This window comes from Stenotrophomonas sp. SORGH_AS_0282 (assembly GCF_030818125.1).
GTDB classification, from domain to species: Bacteria; Pseudomonadota; Gammaproteobacteria; order Xanthomonadales; family Xanthomonadaceae; genus Stenotrophomonas; species Stenotrophomonas rhizophila_A.
The window spans coordinates 2737188-2757293 of the sequence record NZ_JAUTAB010000001.1; the positions used below are offsets into that span (position 1 = coordinate 2737188).

Here is a 20106-nt window from a genome sequence, read left to right on the forward strand (position 1 = left end):
GCGCCGGGCTCTTCGCGACCGCTGCGGATTGCGCTGGTTGCCGGTGAAGCCTCCGGCGATCTGCTTGGCGCCGGCCTGGTGCGCGAACTGCAGCAGCGGTTCCCGGACGCCGAGTTCGCCGGGATTGGCGGCGATGCGATGCGCAGCGCCGGCTGCCTGACCTGGTTCGATGCCAGTGAGCTGGCGGTGATGGGCCTGACCGAAATCCTGCGCCACCTGCCGCGCCTGCTGAAGCTGCGCAGTGAGTTCCGTGCGCGGGTGCTGGAGTGGCAGCCGGACGTGTTCATCGGCATCGACGCCCCGGACTTCAACCTGGGCGTGGAGCGCTGGCTGAAAGAGCGCGGCATCACCACGGTGCACTACGTCAGCCCGTCGGTCTGGGCGTGGCGCGAAAAGCGTGCGGAGAAGATCGGTGCCAGCGCCGACCTGGTGCTGTGCCTGTTCCCGATGGAACCGCCCATCTACGCCCGCCATGGCATCGACGCGCGCTTCGTCGGCCACCCGATGGCCGATGACATTCCGCTGCACAGCGACCGCGAAGCGGCCCGCGTGGCCCTGGGCCTGCCGGTCAACGCCAAGGTTCTGGCTGTGCTGCCGGGCAGCCGGCTGGGCGAGATCAGCAAGCTGGGCGGTGCGTTCTTCGAAGCGGCCTGGCAGGTGTCCGAACGCATTCCTGGCCTGCACGTGGTGGTGCCGGCAGCCAACCCGGCCTGCCGTGCACTGATCCAGGAGCAGCTGTCGCGCTCGGCGCTGCCGGTGGCCTACTCACACCTGCTGGACGGCCAGGCACGCACGGCGATGATCGCCGCCGACGTGGTGGTACTCGCCTCGGGCACGGCCACGCTAGAGACGATGCTGGTGAAGCGGCCGATGGTGGTGGGTTACCGCGTGGCGGAGCTGACCTACCGGATCGTGAAGGCGCTCGGCCTGATCAAGGTAGACCGCTTCGCGCTGCCGAACATCCTGGCCGGCAAGGACCTGGCACCGGAGCTGATCCAGCACGACTGCGTGCCGGACAAGCTGGCCGAGGCGATCATGCAGTGGTTCGATCAGCCGCAACGCGCCATCGAGATCCAGGACACGTACGAAAAGCTGCACCTGCAGTTGCGCCAGGACGCGTCGGCGCGCGCGGCCGACGCGGTGGCGGAACTGCTGGCACGCAAGCCGCGCGGGAACGCGCCGGCATGAGCCGCCGCCACGCTGCGGCGGCCTCGCTGGCGCTGTTCGACGGGGCGGCGCTGGCGACGGTCGCGCCGCGCTATGTGGCGGGGGTGGACGAAGCCGGTCGCGGGCCGCTGGCCGGCCCGGTGGCGGTAGCGGCGGTGGTGTTCTGCCCGGACCGCCCGCGTCTGAACGGGCTGGACGATTCCAAGCAGCTCACGGCGATCCGCCGCGACCAGCTGTTCGACAGGATCCAGCAGCGTGCGCTGGCCTTCCAGGTGGTGATGGTGGACGTGACGGAGATAGACACGCTCAACATCTACCAGGCCACGATGCTAGGCATGCGCCGGGCGGTCGAGGCGGTCGCGCACGTGGCGCAGTTCGCGCGCATCGACGGCAATGTGGTGCCCAAGGGCTTGCCCTGCCCCGCGCAGGCGCTGGTCGGAGGCGACGCGCTCGACCGCGCGATCATGGCGGCCTCGATCCTGGCCAAGGTCAGCCGCGACCGCTACATGCTCCAGCTGCACGAGCAGCACCCCGAATACGGTTTCGACCAGCACAAGGGCTACGGCACCCCGGCCCACCTGGCGGCCCTGCGCACCCACGGGCCCTGCCCCCACCACCGCCGCAGCTTCGCGCCCGTGCGTGATTGCCTGGACAGCGCGTTGGTTGCTGCTGTCTGACGCAACAGCCAAAGCCAAAGCCAAAGCGGCACGTCGGAGTTCGTCTGGCTTGGGCGGCGTCGGTGGGTTTGCGGGGGACGCCGTGAACCCATCCATGGGGGCTTGGTCGCCGCATCCATGCGGCTCACACCCCCGCAAACCCACCGCCGCCGCCCTTTGACAGTTGGCTGGTGCCCAACGGAGATCAAAAGCCCGGCCTTTGCTCCTGCTCTTCCGTGCGAGCCGACCTTCCGTTGGGGCGGCCTTAACCCAACCCCCTGTCAAGCCTTGTTCCGCTTGCCCCGCGCGGCTACCCTGACCGGGCATTACATTGGCCCGGCATGTCCACTTCCCGTTTCGTACATCTGCACGTCCACACCGAGTTTTCGCTGGCGGATTCGACCATCCGTGTCCCGGCGAAACCGGATCAGGCTGACCCGAAAAAGGCCAAGCAGGCCAACCTGCTCAGCCGCGCCGTCGAACTGAACCTGCCCGCGTTGGCAGTGACCGACCTGAACAACCTGTTCGCGCTGGTCAAGTTCTACAAGGCCGCTGAAACGGTCGGCATCAAGCCGATCGCCGGTGCCGACATCATGATCGCCGAAGAGGGCATGACCCCCTGGCGCATGACCCTGCTCTGCCGCAACCGCGAAGGCTATCTCAGCCTGTCGCGCCTGCTCACGCGTGCCTGGATGGAAGGCCACCGCCCTGAAGGCGGCGTGGCGGTGCACCCCGACTGGCTCAAGGGCGGTTGCCACAACCTGTTTGCCCTGGCTGGCCGCGACAGCCTGGCCGGGCGTCTGGCCGGCGAAGGCCGGCATGACCTGGCCGAGCAGCAGCTCGCCGACTGGCAGCGCGTGTTCGGCGACGGCCTGCATCTGGAGCTGACCCGTACCGGTCGCGAAGGCGAAGAAGCGTTCAACCAGTTTGCCCTGGTGGCCGCCGGCCAGCGTGGCCTGCCCGTGGTGGCCAGCAACGACGTGCGCTTCCTGCGCCCTGACGATTTCAGCGCGCACGAAGCCCGCGTGTGCATTTCCTCCGGCCGCGTGCTGGACGATCCCAAGCGCCCGCGCGATTACAGCGACCAGCAGTACCTCAAATCGCCCGAAGAGATGTGCGCGCTGTTCGCCGACATCCCCGATGCGATCGACAACACGCTGGCGCTGGCCGAACGCTGCAACATCGAAATGCGGCTGGGCACCTACTTCCTGCCCAACTACCCGGTGCCGGAAAACGAAACGCTGGACAGCTGGATCTGCAGCGAATCGCGCAAGGGCCTGGAAGCCCGCCTGGAAAAGAATCCGCTGGCCGAAGGCAAAACCCGCGAGGACTATTTCGAGCGGCTGGAATTCGAGCTGGCCACCATCATCAAGATGGGGTTCCCGGGCTACTTCCTGATCGTGGCCGACTTCATCCAGTGGGGTAAGAACCAGGGTATTCCGATCGGCCCCGGCCGTGGTTCCGGTGCCGGTTCGCTGGTGGCCTGGGCGCTGCAGATCACCGATCTGGATCCGATTCCGTACAACCTGCTGTTCGAGCGGTTCCTCAACCCCGAACGCGTGTCGATGCCCGACTTCGACATCGACTTCTGCATGGACCGCCGCGACGAAGTCATCGACTACGTCGCCCGCAAGTACGGCCGCGAACGCGTCAGCCAGATCATCACCTACGGCACCATGGCCGCCAAGGCCGTGGTGCGCGATTCCGGGCGCGTGCTCGGTTTCCCGTATGGCCTGGTCGATGGGGTTTCCAAGCTGATTCCCAACATCCTGGGCATTTCGCTCAAGGATGCGATGGGCGAAGGCAAGGATTCGGAAATGGCATCGCCGGAGTTGATCCAGCGCTACCAGAACGAAGACGACGTGCGCGACCTGATCGACCTGGCGCGCCAGCTCGAAGACCTTACCCGCAACGCCGGCAAGCATGCCGGCGGCGTGGTGATCGCGCCGGAACCGCTGGCCGAATTCTGCCCGCTGTTCGCCGAACACGATGAAGGCGGCCGTGGCCGCAACCCGGTCACCCAGTTCGACAAGAACGACGTCGAAGAAATCGGCCTGGTGAAGTTCGACTTCCTCGGCCTGCGCACGCTGACGATCATCGACTGGGCGGTCAAGGCGATCAACAAGCGCCATGCCCGCGCCGGCATTCCGCCGATCGACATCACCGCGCTGCCGCTGGACGATGCGCCCACCTACAAGGACATCTTCGCCAACGGCAACACCGGCGCGGTCTTCCAGTTCGAATCCTCGGGCATGCGCCGCCTGCTGAAGGACGCGCGCCCCGACCGCTTCGAAGACCTCATCGCGCTGGTGTCGCTGTATCGCCCCGGCCCGATGGACCTGATTCCCTCCTTCAACGCGCGTAAGCACGGCCAGGAAGAGATCATCTACCCCGATCCGCGTACCGAAGCGATCCTGAAAGACACCTACGGCATCATGGTGTACCAGGAGCAGGTGATGCAGATGGCGCAGATCGTCGGCGGTTACTCGCTCGGCGGCGCCGACCTGCTGCGCCGCGCGATGGGCAAGAAGGTGCCGGCCGAAATGGCCAAGCACCGCGAGATCTTCCGCGAGGGTGCGGCCAAGGGCGGCGTCGACGGCCCCAAGGCCGACGAAATCTTCGACCTGATGGAGAAGTTCGCCGGCTACGGCTTCAACAAGTCGCACGCTGCCGCCTACGCGCTGGTCAGCTACCAGACCGCCTGGCTCAAACGCCATTATCCGGCCGAGTTCATGGCGGCCACGCTGTCCTCGGACATGGACAACACCGACAAGGTGGTGGGCTTCCTGGCCGAAGTGCGCAACCTCGGCCTGACCGTGCTGCCGCCGCGCGTGAACGAATCGGCGTACATGTTCGAAGCCTCCAGCGCCGACACCATCCAGTACGGCCTGGGCGCCATCAAGGGCGTGGGCCAGGGTGCCTGCGAAGCGGTGGTCGACGAGCGCCTGGCCAAGGGCCGCTACGCCTCGCTGCTGGATTTCTGCATGCGCATCGAATCGGGCAAGCTCAACCGGCGCACGCTTGAAGCGATGATCAACTGCGGCGCGCTCGATGGCCTCGGCAAGAACCGCGCTTCGTTGATGCTGCAGCTGCCTGAAGTGCTCAAGGCCACCGACCAGATGTCGCGCGAGAAGGCGTCCGGCCAGAACTCGCTGTTCGGCGCGCCCGACCCGGTCAGCACCGCGCTGCAGCTGGACCTGCCTGAAGCCAAGGAATGGGGGCTGGGCCAACTGCTGGACGGCGAACGCGAAACGCTGGGGTTCTACCTCAGTGGCCATCCGTTCGACCCGCATGCCGACGACGTCAAGGAACTGGTCGGCACCGACCTGGGCATGCTGGAAAAACTGATTCCCCCTGCCCGCCCCAGCAAGGATGGCGAAAAGCGCGCCTGGCGCCAGGAAACCCCGGTGATCCTGGCCGGCCTGGTGGTCGGCGTGCGCCGCAAGGGCGAAAGCCAGGTGTTCATGCAGCTTGAAGACGGGAAGGGCCGGGTCGAATGCAGCGCGTTCACCGATGGCCTGGCCGAGTTCGGCCACCTGATGACCAAGGACCGCATCCTGGTGGTCAAGGGCGGCCTGCGCGAGGACGAGTTCAATGGCGGCTATGCCCTGCGCATCCGCCAGTGCTGGGACTTCGAGGAAATCTGCGCCAATTACGCCACCCGCCTGTCGCTGCGCCTGGACCTGCGCCAGGGCGACCCGGTCTGGGCGCGGGTGAACGGCCTGCTCGACCGCCACCGTCCCGGCCGCACCCCCCTGCGCCTGGACCTGCTGCTGGGCACCGAGCAGGGCCCGGTAGCCGGCATGCTGGACGTGGCCGGCGACACCGCCGTGCGCGTGGACAGCCAGCTGGTGGACGCCCTGCGGGCCGACCCGGCGGTCCGGACGCTGAAAGTCCGGTACAGCCCGCCATGGGCCAACTAGCCCCTGACCAGACGACGGCGTACGGGGCATTTAGACGCATTCGGCTACACTTTCCCTCTTTTCTTCACGACGGCTTCCGATGAATCCGAACTACCTCGACTTCGAGCAACCCATCGCTGATCTGGAGGCAAAGATCCAGGAGCTGCGCAGCGCAAGCGCCGGCCCGGCGGTCAATGTCGAGGCCGAAGTGCGCACCCTGCAGGACAAGCTGCGGCTGCGTACCGCGCAGATCTTCCGCAACCTGACCTCGTGGCAGGTGCTGCAGCTGGCCCGCCATCCTTCGCGCCCTTACACCGCCGACTACATCCGCATCTTCTGCGATGAGTTCCAGGAACTGGCCGGCGACCGCGCCTTCGCCGACGACAAGGCCATCATGGGTGGCCTGGCCCGAATCGGCGGCCGTTCGGTGATGCTGATCGGCCACCAGAAGGGCCGCGACACCAAGGAAAAGATCAAGCGCAACTTCGGCATGCCCAAGCCGGAGGGCTACCGCAAGGCGCTGCGCCTGATGAAGATGGCCGAGCGCTTCGGCCTGCCGGTGCTGACCCTGATCGACACCGCCGGTGCCTGGCCGGGCATCGATGCCGAATCGCGTGGCCAGTCCGAAGCGATCGCGCGCAACCTGATGGAAATGGCCGAACTGAAGGTGCCGGTGATCTGCACCGTGATCGGCGAAGGCGGCTCCGGCGGCGCGCTGGCGCTGGGCGTGGGCGACCGCACCGTGATGCTGGAATACAGCGTGTATTCCACCATCAGCCCGGAAGGCTGCGCCTCGATCCTGTGGAAGGATGCGGGCAAGGCCAAGGATGCCGCCGAACAGCTGGGCCTGACCGCGCCGCGCCTGAAGAGCCTGGGCCTGGTCGACAAGGTCGTGCGCGAGCCGACCGGCGGAGCTCACCGCAACCCGAACCAGATGGCCAAGCGCCTGAAGGCCGTGCTGCTCAACGAGCTGGACGCGCTGGAGAAGCTGTCCACCGAAGACCTGCTGCAGAAGCGTTACGAGCGCCTGCGCAGCTACGGCGCCTACGAAACGGCCTGATCGGCCGTTGCGATTGCGGCAAGAAGAACCGGGCCATGCGCCCGGTTTTTTTGTCCCTCAGAACGGCTTGGCCAGCACCAGCCAGACCACGCCGATGAACAGCACCAGCGGCAGTTCATTGAACCAGCGCAGCGCGCGCGACGACGGCAGCACCTTGCCCTTCACCGCGCCCTTCAGCAGCCGCCCGGTCCACGAGTAGTACACCAGCAGCAGCACCACCAGCCCCAGTTTGGCGTGCAGCCAGCCTGCCGCACCTGGCGCGACCATGGTGGGGTAGTCCGGAATCACCCGGTAGCCCAACCACAGCACCAGCCCCAGGATCAGCGCGAAGCCGAACATCATGTGGCCGAACTTGTACAGGCGCAGGCCCATCAGCTGCAGGCGCTCCACGACGGGCAGCTGCCCGGCGGTCTCACTCAGGTTCACCAGGATCCGCGGCAGGTAGAAAACCGCCGCCATCCACGCCACCACGAACAGCAGGTGGAAGGTCTTGACCCAGTAGTAGGACTGCATGCGCTTGCTCCGGCGGCTGGCTTGGGATGTCGTTCATTCTGGCCGATTCACGCGGGCTGCGCATGCGCGGCAGATCGACGCAGCGGGCTCGGCTACCATGTGCACCCACCCCGTCCTCGATCCCTGTCCCCGCATGCAGAAGACCTACGACCAGGCCTACTTCCAGCGCTGGTACCAGCCCGACCAGACCGGCGGCGCGGCGCGCCTGGCGCGCAAGGTCGCACTGGCCGTCGCCAGTGCCGAGTACTACCTGGAGCGCCCGATCCGCAGCGTGCTGGACATCGGCGCCGGTGAAGGCGCCTGGCGCGCGCCGCTGCTCAAGCTGCGCCCGCGCGTGCAGTACATGGGCTTCGACAGCAGCGACTATGCGGTGCAGCGCTACGGCCGCAGCCGCAACCTGCACCCGGCCCGGGTTGGCGATTTCGCCTGGCTGCGCCCGTGCGCGCCGGTGGACCTGCTGGTCTGTTCGGACGTGATGCACTACGTGCCCACCCGCGAGCTGCGCCCCGCCCTGGCCGGTTTCGCCGAGCTCACCGGTGGCGTGGCGTTCCTGGAGGCGTTCACCGCCGAGGACGAGTTCGAAGGTGACCATGAAGGATTCCAGGCCCGCCCGGCGGCCTGGTACCGGCGCCAGCTGACGGCCGAAGGCTTCACCGCGCTCGGTTCGCACTGCTGGCTGTCGCCCGCACTGGCGGGCCACGCCGCCGCCCTGGAACGCAGTGGCCGTTGATCTCATGACCGGTTGCGACGGATCTGCCTATTAAGGCGTTCCCGACCCGGGTGAGGTATGCTGCGCGGCAACATAAGACCATACATATTCGGACGTCATGCTCTATCAGCTGCATGAATTGACCCGCAACCTGCTCGCCCCGTGGGTGCACCAGGCCCAGGCCAACGCCAAGTTCTTCGCCAACCAGGGCCATTGGTGGTCGCAGATGCCCGGTGCCGACCGCCTGTCCGCGGTGAACGAGCTGTTCCATCGCATCGGCAAGGATTACGAGAAGCCCGAGTGGGGCATCAACGAAATCGAGGTCGACGGCGAGCGCGTGCCGATCGTGGTGCACGAAGAAGTCGTCAAGCCGTTCTGCAAGCTGCTGCGCTTCAAGCGCCACAGCAACGAAGCCGACCAGCTCAACACCATGCTCAACCAGCCGTTCGTGCTGGTGGTGGCGCCGCTGTCGGGCCACCACGCCACGCTGCTGCGCGACACCGTGCGCACCCTGCTGCGCGACCACCGCGTGTACGTCACCGACTGGGTCGACGCGCGCATGGTGCCCGGCAGCGAAGGCGAGTTCAGCCTGGACGATTACATCGCCTACGTGCAGGAATTCATCCGCCACCTCGGTGCCGAGAAACTGCACGTGGTCAGCGTGTGCCAGCCGACCGTACCGGTGCTGGCCGCCGTTTCGCTGATGGCCAGCCGTGGCGAAACCACGCCGCGTTCGCTGGTGATGATGGGCGGCCCGATCGATGCGCGCTGCAGCCCGACCGCGGTGAACAACCTGGCCACCCAGAACCCGCTGTCGTGGTTCGAGAACAACGTGATCCACACCGTGCCGCCGGGTTATCCGGGCGCCGGTCGCCGCGTGTATCCGGGCTTCCTGCAGCACGCCGGGTTCCTGTCGATGAACCCGAGCCGGCACTTCAGTTCGCATTGGGATTTCTATGCCGACCTGGTCAAGGGCGACATGGAAGATGCCGATGCGCACCGTCGCTTCTACGACGAATACAACGCCGTGCTGGACATGCCGGCGCGCTACTACCTGGACACCATCCGCGTGGTGTTCCAGGAATTCCTGCTGCCGCGCGGCGAGTGGTATGTACAGGGTGAGCTTGTGGATCCCGGTGCGATCACCGGCACCGCGCTGCTGAGCATCGAAGGCGAGCTGGACGACATCGCCGGCCTGGGCCAGACCGAAGCGGCGCAGGAACTGTGCACTGGTATCCCGGCCGCGCGCCGTGAGCACTTCGTGGTCGAGGGCGCCGGCCACTACGGCATCTTCAGCGGCCGCCGCTGGCGCGAAACCGTGTACCCCAAGGTGCGCGATTTCTTCGCCGCCAACGCGCAGGCTGCGGCGAAGCCGAAGAAGGCGGCCAAGGCCGCCAGCAATGTCACCCCGATCCGTAAGAAAGCGGGTTGACGACCGGTTGCGCCGACGGTTGTCGGCGCTTCGATCCGGATCATGAACGTCTGACGGGCGGTTTCGATTGGGGCTAAACGCCGGTCGGATCACCGTGGCCTGATCTCGACGACTTCGGATGCTTGCGCCGCGCTGCGCGCGGTGTCCGGCCAACGGCCGGACCTACGAATTGCTACGGGCCCATCCGGATCATGGTCAATCAACCAAGGGCTCCGGATGCCTGGCGGTAGCGCCGGCCGTTGGCCGGCCGTCGGTAGACTTAGAGGCGTACAAGCAGGTGTTTCGCCATCTGTCCGTGCAGGTGGCCGATGAAGCGGGCCAGGTGCATGGTGCAGAACAGGATCACCACGCCCAGTACCGCCAGCGCGGGGGTGGCCCACAGCGGCAGCACGACCAGTTCGCTTTCGAAGTACAGGCTCGGGGCGCCCAGCGCGAACATCGAGGCCACCGGCGCCCAGATGAAGACCAGCGCCACCGTCAGCAGCGTGACCGCGATGGTGAAGTAGATGATGCCCAGCGGCAGCATCAGCATGAAGTACAGCATCGTCAGCCAGGTGCGTCCATCGGTGAACATGTCGCCGATGCGCTGCAGCCAGCTGCGGCTGCGGTCGGCATAGCGCGGCCGACGCGGCATCCGCTCGCCGAGCAATGCTTCGATCAGCCGCCCTTCCAGCAGCGCCAGGCCGCGCACCGAACCGAAGAAGAGCACGGTCATCGGAATGCCGATGATCAGCACAATCAGGCCCAGCGACATCGACAGGCCGGTGATTACCCAGGTGAAGAAGAAGATGCCGGTCGCCAACGACAGCAGCATGTAGAACAGCGCGCCGTAGGTCCGCGGTTCCAGTGCCACGCCGAAGAAGCGTGCCAGCGCCGAGCGGTGCGGCGGCGGAACACGGTCGGTCGGCGGTGCATCGCCGCCGGCTGCGGCCGCTGCGGCGGCAACACCCGGCGCCACCTGCGCCGGCACTACCCGGGCGATCGGCCGCACGCTGGCGCTCGGGGTGCGCAGCGCGCGGTTCACGGTGATTTCGGTTTCGCGGTAGATCTCGGCCACTTCCTCCGGCGCACCGTAGCTGCCGGCGACGTCGGCAATCACCTCCGCCTCGCTGCGGCCCGGCTGGGCGGCCAGTTCCGAACGCAGGTATTCCTCGGCGTCGTACAGCGCGTCCTGCACCATCGCCGGATCGGCGTCATGCAGCGCGGCGCGCAGTTGTGCCAGGTATTCCCCGATAGTGGTCGGCAGGCCCCCGCCCGCCCTGTTCTGTTCGTTCATTGCAGTACCCCTTCCAGCACGGAATCGACGGAATCTCGGGTGGCACGCCAGGCCTGGCTCCACAACGCCAGCACCTCGCGGCCGCGTTCATTGATGCGGTAGTAGCGCCGCGGTGGCCCGGCCACCGACGGTTCGATCTGGCTTTCCAGCAGCCCGGCCCCTTCGAGGTTGCGCAGCACCGGGTACAGCGCGCTCTGCTTGCCGCTCAGCACGCCCTCGCCGGTCCGTTCCAGTTCCTTGGCGATCAGGTAGCCGTACAGCGGCTCCCCGGCCTTGGCCAGCACCGCCAGCAGGGCCAGCGACACGGTGCCGGCACTGAGCTCCTTCTGGAACTTCTTCAGGTGGACCTCGTGGTCGCTCATGACGATCTCCAGCTAGCGTGGAGTCAACACTAGTGCGAAGTCAGCTATAGCGAACGTGCCGTTAGTCACCCTGCCGGGGGACAGGGTGGGCTGGCGGCCGGAGCCGGGCTTCGCGCAGAATCGGGGATCGTTCATCCCGGGGTCCACCATGTCGCCACGCCGTCCCGCCCTGCTTGCGCTTGCCCTCTCCTGCCTGCTGCCGGGCCTGGCCACCGCAGCCACGCCGTACCGCAGCGCCCAGCAGATCCTGGAAGCCTCGCCCGCGAGCGACTGGCGCACGCCGGATCCGGCCAACCTGCTGGTGATGAAGCTGGATGCCGGTGAGGTCCTGATCGAGCTGGCCCCGGCCTTCGCGCCGCAGCACGTGGCCAACATCCAGACCCTGGCCCATGAGCATTTCTGGGATGGCGAGAGCATCTACCGCGCGCAGGACAACTTCGTGGTGCAGTTCGGCGATGCTGATGCCGATGACGCGGCCAAGGCCAAGCCGCTGGGCTCGGCCAAGCGCAAGCTGCCGGCGGAGTTCCAGCGCGACAGCAAAGGGTTGAAGGTCAGCGTGCTGCCCGATCGCGACGGCTGGGCCGACCAGACCGGCTTCGTCGACGGCTTCGCGGTGGGCCAGGACCGGCAGGACGGCAAGACCTGGCTGGCGCACTGCTACGGCGCGCTGGGTGCCGGCCGCAACAACGACGAAGACAGCAGCATCGGCGCCGAGCTGTACGTGGTCACTGGCCAGTCGCCGCGCCAGCTGGACCGCAACATCACCGTGGTCGGCCGGGTGCTCAAGGGCATGGAGCTGCTCAGCGCGCTGCCGCGCGGACCGGCCCCGATGGGCTTCTACGCCGACGCTTCGCAGCGCACCGCGATCCGCTCGATCCAACGCGTGAGCGACCTGCCGGAAGCGCAGCGACCGACGCTGCAGGTGCTGCGCACCGATTCAAAGACCTTCGCCGATACGGTCGAAGCGCGCCGCAACCGCGTGGACGACTTCTACAAACGCGCCGCCGGGCATATCGACCTGTGCAACATCCCCGTGCCCGTGCGGTAAGGGATGCCGCGTCGCGTCAGCGCTTCTGGCTGGCGGCGACGCTGCCGAGGATCAACGCGCCGGCGACCACCATTGCCCAGGTCACCGGCTCGCCCAGGAACAGCCAGGCAAACAGCGCGCCGAACATCGGCACCAGGTAGGTCACGGTGGAGGCGCGCGCCGGGCCGATCCGCGCGATGAGGCGGTAGAACATCAGGAACGCAAAGCCGGTGCAGACCACCCCCAGCGCGATCGCGCACGCCCACGACACAGCCGGAATCGGCGCGTCCGGCCAGTGGGTCAGCGCCATCGGCAGCATCAGCAGCGCCGCGCTGCCCAGCGTGGCGCCGGCCGACGCCGCTGGCGGCAGGCCGGTCATGTGGCGCTTGACCAGGTTGACGCCCAAGCCGTACAGCAGCGCAGCCAGCGAACCGGCAATCACCGCCGCGCCGATGCTCAGCCCGGACACCTTGGCGGTGGCCAGCACCACCACGCCGCCGAAGCCGACCAGCAGCGCAATCGCGCGGCGCATGCCGATCTTCTCGCCGAAGAACAGGAACGCAATCAGCGCGGCAAACAGCACGGTCATCGCGTTGCAGATCGCGCCGATCGCGGCCGGTGCGCGCTGCGCGGCCCAGGCGAACAGCACGAACGGAATGGCGGAGTTGATCAGGCCGATCGGCACCAGCCACAACCAGCGCCGGGCCGGGAACTGCGCGCGCGCCTGCCAGAGGAACGGCAGCAGCACCAGCGCGCCCAGCAGCAGCCGCACTTCGACCAGCGCATAGGGCCCGAACGACGGCACCGCCACGCGCATGAACAGGAACGAGCAGCCCCAGATCGCGCCGAGCACGGTCAGCTCCAGCGGAGTGCGCCAGTCGCGCTCGATCGCCCCCGCACTCACCGGCGCGCCGCTCACGGGCGGCTCCCGGCACGGCAGGAACTGGCAGCGACGGCAGCGGGGACGGGCAGCAACATGGCGCGGGCTCCAGGGATCAGACACGCAGCATCTACCTGCCGCGGGGCCTCGACAAGCGCGTAATATCCCTGCAAGCCACAAATATGATTTGGGTCTCGCCATGATCCTGCGCCCTGCCCTGCTGCCCGCGCTGGGGGTGTTCGCGGTCGCCGCGCGCCACCAGAATTTCGCCCATGCCGCCGAGGAGCTGCACCTCACCGCCAGCGCGGTCAGCCACCACGTGCGGCGGCTGGAAGCACTGCTGGGCACGGTGCTGTTCCAGCGCCATGCCCGTGGCGTGCGCCTGACCGCCGAAGGCCGCCAGCTGGCTGACGCCGCCGCCGCCGCCCTGAGCGACATCAACGCCGTGGCCGGCAACCTGCACCCGCAGGTCGATGTGGTGCCGCTGCGGATCACTACCCTGCGCTCGCTGTCCTACTGCTGGCTGGTGCCGCGCCTGCCGCGTTTCACTCGCCTGCATCCGCGCATGCGCATCGAGCTGCAGACCAGCAGCGAACTGGTCCGCTTCGACGAGAACGGTCCGGAACTGGGCATCCGCTACGGACTGGGCCAGTGGCCGGGCCTGGCCGCCCACCACCTGATGGACGACGAGCTGTGCCCGGTGGCGTCACCGGCCCTGCCGGGGGTGTCGGCGCTGCGTGAGCCCGCGCAGATCGCCACGCTGCCGCTGGTCAGCGACATGTCACCGCAGGGCTGGCGCGACTGGTTCCGGGCCGCCGGCGTGCGTGGCCTGGACCTGACCGCGCAGCACATCTTCAGCGACAGCACCGATGCCATGCGCGCGGCGGTGTATGGCATCGGCGCGGTGCTGGCGCGCAAGCACATCGCCCAGCCGTACCTGCAGCGCTATGAACTGGTGCGCCTGCCCGGGCCGGCGCTGAAGGCGCGCTATGCGTATTACATCGTGCACGCCGAACACCGGCCGCTCAGCCCGACGGCGGTGGCGTTCATGGACTGGCTCAAGCGCGAAGCCCAGGACGAACGTACGCCCGTGCCGGCGTTGCCGGATGAATTGTTGAACCGCCCTCACGACCAAACGCCTCACGACCAACGGTCGTGAGCTACCGGCGGGTGAATGTCGCCCAACCACCGGCCCGGCAACATTCACCCGCTTTTGCCCGGCGCATCGCTACGGTGGAATCCCCACTCCCACGAGACCTTCCCATGGCCATGCTGCGACTCAGGATCACCGGTACCGAAGACGATGCGCGCGCCATCAGCGACCTGCTCCAGAGCATCGAGGGCATCGAGCACGTCGAGGAAACCGACGATCTGATGCCGCACATGGACGATGACGATTCCAGCTCGGCCGGCCTGTCCGATGACATCGGGCCGGGCACGCATGAGCTGGAAGTCGAGGTCGGCAATGAAAGCACCGCGCAGAAGGTGCGCGATGCCGTGCAGGAGCTGGCGCTGGAACTGGATGTGTTCGTCGAATACGAAACCGACGAGGGCTGACGTGGCAACCCATCGGTAGGTATGCACCGTTGGTGCATACGCGTTACGGCATGGACGAAGCCCGGCGGCGCCGACGCCACAGTTTCAGCCCAACCCAGCCCAGCAGCCACAGCACCAACGTCACCGGCAGCAGCGCGGCCACCGCGCGGATCACGAAGGCCACGCTGCTGGTGACGGTTGCGCCGAAGTCGCCCAGCGCCTCGCCGATCTCGCTGCGGCTGCGCTGGCCTGCGGGCGTCTGGAAGCGCAGCGTGAGCAGCTGGGTGTCGATCCGCCGCCGCTGGTTGGCGGCGTCCTTGTTGGCCTGCTCCAGCCCTGCCTCGATTTCGGACAGGCGCTGGGTGATGACCAGCAGGTCGGCGACCTTGATGCCCTTGTCGTCCTGGTAGGCGAGCAGGCGTTCGTGTTCCTTCTGCAGGCGGGCCTTGGTCAGCGCGGTGTCCGCGACCTGCTGGGCGAGGTCTTCGGCCTGGGTGTTGCGCGAGGCGACGTCGCCGCCCTGCCCAGCCAGCCCGATCATCGGTTCCACGCCCTTGGGCGCGATCCGCACCCGGATCGAGCCGGATGGATACTCGCCGCCCTGCTGGCCGACCTGCAGCACGGCGCAGTCGCCGAACCTGCTGGACTGGCAGGCCTCGCTGATCTGCTTCACCCGCGGCCCGATCTGCGCGGCATCGAGCTGGATGTCCACCTCGTGCTCATACGCCAGCGCCGCACCTTCCGGCGAGGCCACCGCACCGGCCGCACCGGCACTGGCCATCTCCGCATGCTGCTTGCCACTGCATCCGGCAAGCGCCACCAGCAGCATCCCTGCCCAGGCGCCGCTGCGCCACATCGTCCCTGTCGTCACACGCTGGCTCCATCGTAGAAATTGATCTTCAGCCCACCCAGTTCCAGCCCGGGCAGGCAGCGCACGTTCACCGCCACCATCGCCTGGCCGCTGCGGGGGTCCACGCCCTCGCTGAACGGGGCAATGCCGCACTCACGGCAGTAATGATGCTGCAGGTGGTGCTTGTTGAACTGGTAGGTGGCCAGCTGCGCAGGGTCCGTGTTCAGGCTCAGCGCCGTGCGCGGGCCGAACCACAGCAGACCACCGCGCCGCCGGCACAGCGAGCAGTTGCAGTCCACCACGTCGGTGATGGGGGCCTCGGCCTGGACCACGAACGCAATCTGCCCGCAATGGCAGCTTCCCTCGTACTGCATGGCACACCTCCCGGCGGGAAAGGCCCATGGTAATCCAATGGCACGGGCGGTCGCCCGTCGGCAGCGCCTATGCTGGGCGATTGCCCACAGCACAGGATCGCCGATGCGCCAGCATCTTCTTGCCCTTGCCCTGATCGCCGCCCTGGGTGGCTGCCAGCAGGCCGACGCCCCCACCGCCCCGGCCGGTACCGCGGCAACCGCCCCCGCCGCAGATGCGGCCGTGGATGCCGCCTTCGCCGACCTGTCCAAGCGTGCCCTGGACACCTGGATGCAGCTGTCGCCGATCAGCGCCACCCAGATCGGCGATCACCGTTACGACAGCGAGATCGACGACCTGAGCGCGGCCGGCCAGCAGAAGATGCTGACCGCCTACAAGGGCCTGCTCGGCGAACTGGACAAGGTCGAGGTGGGCAAGCTCTCGCGCGAAAACCAGGTGGATGCGGCCATCCTGCGCAACCAGCTGCAGTCCGAAATCTGGAACGCCGAAGTGCTGCAGGCGTCCAAGTGGGATCCGCAGATCTACAACGGCACCGCCGGCAGCGCGCTGTACGGTCTGATGGCGCGTGAGTTCGCGCCGCTGCCCGACCGCCTGAAGTCGGCCACCGCACGCATGGAGAAGCTGCCGCAGATCTTCGCCCAGGCCCGCGAGAACCTGGACCCGGCCCGCGTGCCGAAGATCCACGCCGAAACGGTGTCCAAGCAGAACAAGGGCATCCTGAGCATCGTCGATACCTTCATCACGCCCCACATCGGTGAACTGCCGGCCGAAGATGGCAAGCGCCTGCAGGCCGCCATCGACGGCCTGAAGAAGGCGGTGGACGAACAGCAGACCTGGCTGGACAAGACGCTGGTGCCGAACGCCAAGGGCGATTTCCGCATCGGTGCCGAGCTGTACGACCAGAAGCTGAAGTTCGCGCTGAACTCGTCGCTGTCGCGCGCCGAGATCGGCGAACGTGCCCGCGCCGAACTCAAGCGCGTGCGCCAGGACATGTACGGCATCGCGCAGACGGTGCTGAACGGCAAGCCGGGCGCCCCGGCGCTGCCGGCCAATCCGAGCGACGAACAGCAGCAGGCGGCGATCGAAGCGGCGCTGGAGCTGGCCTACGCCGACAAGCCGGCGCGCGACAAGGTGGTCGACGATGCCAAGGCGGCGCTGGCACAGTCCACCGAGTTCGTGCGCAAGCATGACCTGATGACCCTGCCCGACGCGCCGGTGGACATCATCCTGATGCCCGAATTCCAGCGCGGCGTGGCCGTGGCCTACTGCGATTCGCCGGGTCCGCTGGACAAGAACCTGAAGACGTTCTACGCGGTGTCGCCGATTCCGGACGACTGGACCGACAAGCAGGTTGATTCATTCCTGCGCGAATACAACAGCCGCATGATCCACCTGCTGAGCATCCACGAAGGCACCCCGGGCCACTACCTGGAAGGCTGGCATTCGGGCAAGTTCCCGTCGACGCTGCGTGCGGTGCTGCGCTCGGGCCTGTTCGCCGAAGGCTGGGCGGTGTACACCGAGCGGATGATGCAGGAGCAGGGTTACCTGGACAACGATCCGCTGTTCCACCTGGTGCAGCTGAAGTTCTACCTGCGCACGATCTCCAACGCGATCCTGGACCAGGGCGTTCACGTGGACAACTGGACGCGCGAGCAGGCGATGCAGCTGATGACCCACGATGCGTTCCAGCAGGAGAGCGAGGCATCGGGCAAGTGGGTGCGCGCGCAGCTGACCTCGGCGCAGCTGCCGACCTACTTCGTCGGCGCGCAGGAGCACTTCGACACGCGCAAGGCGATGCAGGAAAAGCAGGGCGACAAGTTCAACCTGAAGGCCTACCACGACAAGATGCTGTCCTACGGCGCCCCGCCGGTGCGCTTCGCACGCCAGCTCATGCTGGACCAGCCGATCGAGTGAACCAACGGTAGGTGCCGACCGTTGGTCGGTACACGACGTCGAACGGCCCGGTGAATTCCGGGCCGTTTGTTTTTGTAGAGCAGCGTTTCGGTTGTTACGTGCTGGGGAGGCCGGCGGGCAACCCCCTACGGGACACGCCGTGAACCCATCCATGGGGGCTTGTCAAAAACATCCATGTTTTTGACAGTCCCTACGGGGGTTACCCGCCGGCCTCCCCTCATGCATTGCGCGTGGCGGAACGGAGAGCAGCGACGCGTGGCGTCGCTCTACGGGTTTCGATCATTTTCATGCGTCATCGGATGTTTCATTCGTCCCGGCAGTCGTTTGGGAACCGACCCTACCGCGTAGAGCGACGCCAGGCGTCGCTGCTCTTCTCGCCGCCGATCGCGATGCCCGAGGGGCAGGCCGGCGGGCAGCCCCTGTAGGGACTGTCAAAAACATGGATGTTTTTGCCAAGCCCCCATGGATGGGTTTACGGCGTGTCCCGTAAGGGGCTGCCCGTCGGCCTGCCCAGCATGGAACAACTGAAACGCTGATGTTGACGTTGGACGTTGACGTTGCCTTACCCAGCGTCCCCCGCGACGAACCCACCGGTCTGCCGCGCCCACAGGCGTGCATAGAGACCACCCGCGGCGACCAGCTCGGCGTGCGTGCCGGTTTCCACGATACGGCCCTGGTCCATCACCACCAGCCGGTCCATGCGCGCGATGGTGGACAGGCGGTGCGCGATGGCGATGACCGTCTTGCCCGCCATCAGCTCGTCCAGGTTGTCCTGGATCGCCGCTTCCACTTCCGAATCCAGTGCCGAGGTCGCCTCGTCCAGCACCAGGATCGGCGCGTCCTTGAGCAGCACCCGCGCGATGGCGATGCGCTGTCGCTGGCCGCCGGACAGCTTGACCCCGCGCTCGCCCACGTGCGCGTCATAACCCTGCCGCCCTTCGGCGTCACGCAGCGTGTCGATGAAGGCGGCAGCGCGCGCCTTGCTCACTGCCGCACGCAGTTGTTCCTCGCTGGCGTCAGGCCGCCCGTACAACAGGTTGTCGCGGATCGAGCGGTGCAGCAGCGACGTGTCCTGCGTAACGACGCCGATCTGCCGGCGCAGGCTTTCCTGGGTGACCGCCGCGATGTCCTGGCCGTCGATGCGGATGTGCCCGCTTTCCAGGTCGTACAGGCGCAGCAGCACGTTCACCAGCGTCGACTTGCCCGCGCCCGACGGACCGACCAGGCCGATCTTCTCGCCCGGCTTCACGCTCAGGTCCAACCCGGCGATCACCCCGCCCTGCTTGCCGTAGTGGAAATGGATGTCATCGAACTGCACCCCGCCTTCGTGCACCACCAGCGGCACCGCATCGGCGCGGTCCTGCACGCTCAGTGGCTGCGAAATGGTGGTAATGCCGTCCTGCACCGTGCCGATGTCCTCGAAGATGCCGTTGATCGTCCACATGATCCAGCCGGACATGTTGTGGATGCGGATCACCAGGCCCGTGGCCAGCGTGATCGCGCCCACCGTGATGTTGCCGTGGCTCCACAGCCACAGCGCCAGCCCGCAGGTACCGGCGATCAGGAAGCCGTTGACGATCGCGATGGTCAGGTCCATGCCGGTGGTGATCCGGGTCTGGCGGCGGTGCTTGACCGCCAGTTCCTCGATCGCTTCGGCCACATAGGCCTGCTCGCGCCCGCCGTGGGCGAACAGCTTCAGCGTGGGAATGTTGGTGTAGCCATCGACGATCCGGCCCATCGCCTTGGAGCGCGCCTCGGACGCGATCCAGGCACGCTCCTTCGCACGCGGCACGAAGTACACCATGATCACCACGTAGGCTGCCAACCACAGTACCAGCGGAATCATCAGCCGCCAGTCCGCCTGCGCGAACAGGTACAACGCCGTGCCGGTGTACACCACGATGTACCACAGCGAATCCACCATCTGCACCGCCGACTCGCGCAGCGACGTACCGGTCTGCATGACCCGGTTGGCCATGCTGCCGGCGAAATCATTCTGGAAGAACGACAGGCTCTGGCGTACCACGTAGTTGTGCATCAGCCAGCGCGACCGGTTGCTCAGGCCCGGCACGATGGCCTGGTTGACCAGCAGGTTGTGCAGGCCCACCAGCACCGGCCGCGCCACCAGCGTGATCGCCGCCATCCACAGCAGCGTGTCGGCGTGCCGGGCGAAGAAGCCCGCATCCGGCTGCTCGCTGACCATGTCGACGATGCGGCCGAGGAAATCGAACATGGCCACTTCCACCAGCGCCAGCAGCAGCCCGGCGATCAACGTGGCCAGCAGCACCGGCCAGACCGGGCGCAGATAGTGGAGGTAGAACGGCAACACGCGGCGCGGCGGCATGCGCGCGTCGATCGGCGGAAAGACGGGAATCAGCGACTCGAACCAGCGGAACATTCCATTTCCTGGAAAACAGGTAGGCCGCGATTATCCCACCGCAGCCTGCCGT

At 67.0% G+C, this 20106-nt stretch carries 16 protein-coding genes and 1 pseudogene; 10 read left to right on the forward strand and 7 right to left on the reverse strand.

Translation table 11 applies throughout. From position 1 onward, the window contains the following. Window positions 1–12: 12 nt before the first annotated feature. The 4 genes and pseudogenes from lpxB to QE395_RS12265 form a co-directional block, all read left to right on the forward strand. Window positions 13–1188, forward strand: a pseudogene (gene lpxB, locus QE395_RS12250) (lipid-A-disaccharide synthase); the annotation flags it as partial. Then, the gene (locus QE395_RS12255; protein WP_068850451.1) at window positions 1185–1844 is read left to right on the forward strand and encodes a ribonuclease HII; all 660 of its coding nucleotides are present in this window, start codon (window positions 1185–1187) and stop codon (window positions 1842–1844) included. The pseudogene lpxB and the gene QE395_RS12255, both read left to right, overlap by 4 nt. 320 nt (window positions 1845–2164) lie before the next feature. Beyond that, window positions 2165–5746: a DNA polymerase III subunit alpha gene (gene dnaE, locus QE395_RS12260; RefSeq protein ID WP_306989294.1), complete on the forward strand. Its 3582-nt coding sequence runs from the start codon at window positions 2165–2167 to the stop codon at window positions 5744–5746. A 79-nt stretch (window positions 5747–5825) separates the two neighbouring features. Beyond that, window positions 5826–6785: an acetyl-CoA carboxylase carboxyltransferase subunit alpha gene (locus QE395_RS12265; protein ID WP_068850446.1), complete on the forward strand. Its 960-nt coding sequence runs from the start codon at window positions 5826–5828 to the stop codon at window positions 6783–6785. A gap of 57 nt (window positions 6786–6842) precedes the next feature. On the opposite strand, the gene QE395_RS12270 is transcribed toward QE395_RS12265, so the two are convergent. After that, window positions 6843–7298 carry a CopD family protein gene (locus QE395_RS12270; protein WP_306989296.1) on the reverse strand — a complete coding sequence of 152 codons (456 nt, stop codon included), beginning with the start codon at window positions 7296–7298 and terminating at the stop codon, window positions 6843–6845. A gap of 133 nt (window positions 7299–7431) precedes the next feature. Here QE395_RS12270 and QE395_RS12275 point away from each other — a divergent pair, with 133 nt between their 5' ends. Further along, window positions 7432–8028: a class I SAM-dependent methyltransferase gene (locus tag QE395_RS12275; protein WP_068850442.1), complete on the forward strand. Its 597-nt coding sequence runs from the start codon at window positions 7432–7434 to the stop codon at window positions 8026–8028. 97 nt (window positions 8029–8125) lie between these two features. Continuing rightward, window positions 8126–9439, forward strand: a complete 1314-nt coding sequence (gene phaZ, locus QE395_RS12280; RefSeq protein WP_068850440.1) for a polyhydroxyalkanoate depolymerase — start codon at window positions 8126–8128, stop codon at window positions 9437–9439. A gap of 259 nt (window positions 9440–9698) precedes the next feature. Here phaZ and QE395_RS12285 read toward each other — a convergent pair whose 3' ends face one another. Next, window positions 9699–10715, reverse strand: a complete 1017-nt coding sequence (locus QE395_RS12285; RefSeq protein WP_095363340.1) for a sensor domain-containing protein — start codon at window positions 10713–10715, stop codon at window positions 9699–9701. Continuing rightward, window positions 10712–11077 (reverse strand): PadR family transcriptional regulator, encoded by a 366-nt coding sequence (locus QE395_RS12290; RefSeq protein ID WP_068850434.1) that lies wholly within the window; start codon window positions 11075–11077, stop codon window positions 10712–10714. Before QE395_RS12290 ends, QE395_RS12285 begins: the two co-directional genes overlap by 4 nt. Before the next feature lie 148 nt (window positions 11078–11225). Here QE395_RS12290 and QE395_RS12295 point away from each other — a divergent pair, with 148 nt between their 5' ends. Further along, entirely contained in the window at window positions 11226–12125 is a 900-nt protein-coding gene (locus QE395_RS12295) for a peptidylprolyl isomerase (RefSeq protein ID WP_095363341.1), read from the forward strand. Between the two features lie 16 nt (window positions 12126–12141). On the opposite strand, the gene QE395_RS12300 is transcribed toward QE395_RS12295, so the two are convergent. Continuing rightward, entirely contained in the window at window positions 12142–13023 is an 882-nt protein-coding gene (locus QE395_RS12300; protein WP_095363342.1) for a DMT family transporter, read from the reverse strand. A gap of 160 nt (window positions 13024–13183) precedes the next feature. On the opposite strand from QE395_RS12300, the gene QE395_RS12305 reads away from it, so the two are divergent. Together QE395_RS12305 and QE395_RS12310 are read left to right on the forward strand one after the other, a co-directional pair. After that, window positions 13184–14143: a LysR substrate-binding domain-containing protein gene (locus QE395_RS12305; RefSeq protein WP_095363343.1), complete on the forward strand. Its 960-nt coding sequence runs from the start codon at window positions 13184–13186 to the stop codon at window positions 14141–14143. 104 nt (window positions 14144–14247) lie between these two features. Continuing rightward, window positions 14248–14541 carry a hypothetical protein gene (locus tag QE395_RS12310; RefSeq protein ID WP_093533157.1) on the forward strand — a complete coding sequence of 98 codons (294 nt, stop codon included), beginning with the start codon at window positions 14248–14250 and terminating at the stop codon, window positions 14539–14541. 43 nt (window positions 14542–14584) lie between these two features. On the opposite strand, the gene QE395_RS12315 is transcribed toward QE395_RS12310, so the two are convergent. Continuing rightward, complete coding sequence (locus tag QE395_RS12315) at window positions 14585–15349, reverse strand: DUF4349 domain-containing protein (RefSeq protein WP_095363444.1); 765 nt, start codon at window positions 15347–15349, stop codon at window positions 14585–14587. A gap of 38 nt (window positions 15350–15387) precedes the next feature. Then, window positions 15388–15744, reverse strand: a complete 357-nt coding sequence (locus QE395_RS12320; protein WP_095363344.1) for a GFA family protein — start codon at window positions 15742–15744, stop codon at window positions 15388–15390. Window positions 15745–15847: 103 nt separating this feature from the next. Between QE395_RS12320 and QE395_RS12325 the strand changes: the two genes are divergently transcribed. After that, the gene (locus tag QE395_RS12325; RefSeq protein WP_306989303.1) at window positions 15848–17656 is read left to right on the forward strand and encodes a DUF885 domain-containing protein; all 1809 of its coding nucleotides are present in this window, start codon (window positions 15848–15850) and stop codon (window positions 17654–17656) included. Between the two features lie 562 nt (window positions 17657–18218). Here QE395_RS12325 and smrA read toward each other — a convergent pair. Further along, the gene (smrA, locus tag QE395_RS12330) at window positions 18219–20054 is read right to left on the reverse strand and encodes a multidrug efflux ABC transporter SmrA (protein ID WP_306989305.1); all 1836 of its coding nucleotides are present in this window, start codon (window positions 20052–20054) and stop codon (window positions 18219–18221) included. Window positions 20055–20106: the final 52 nt, after the last annotated feature.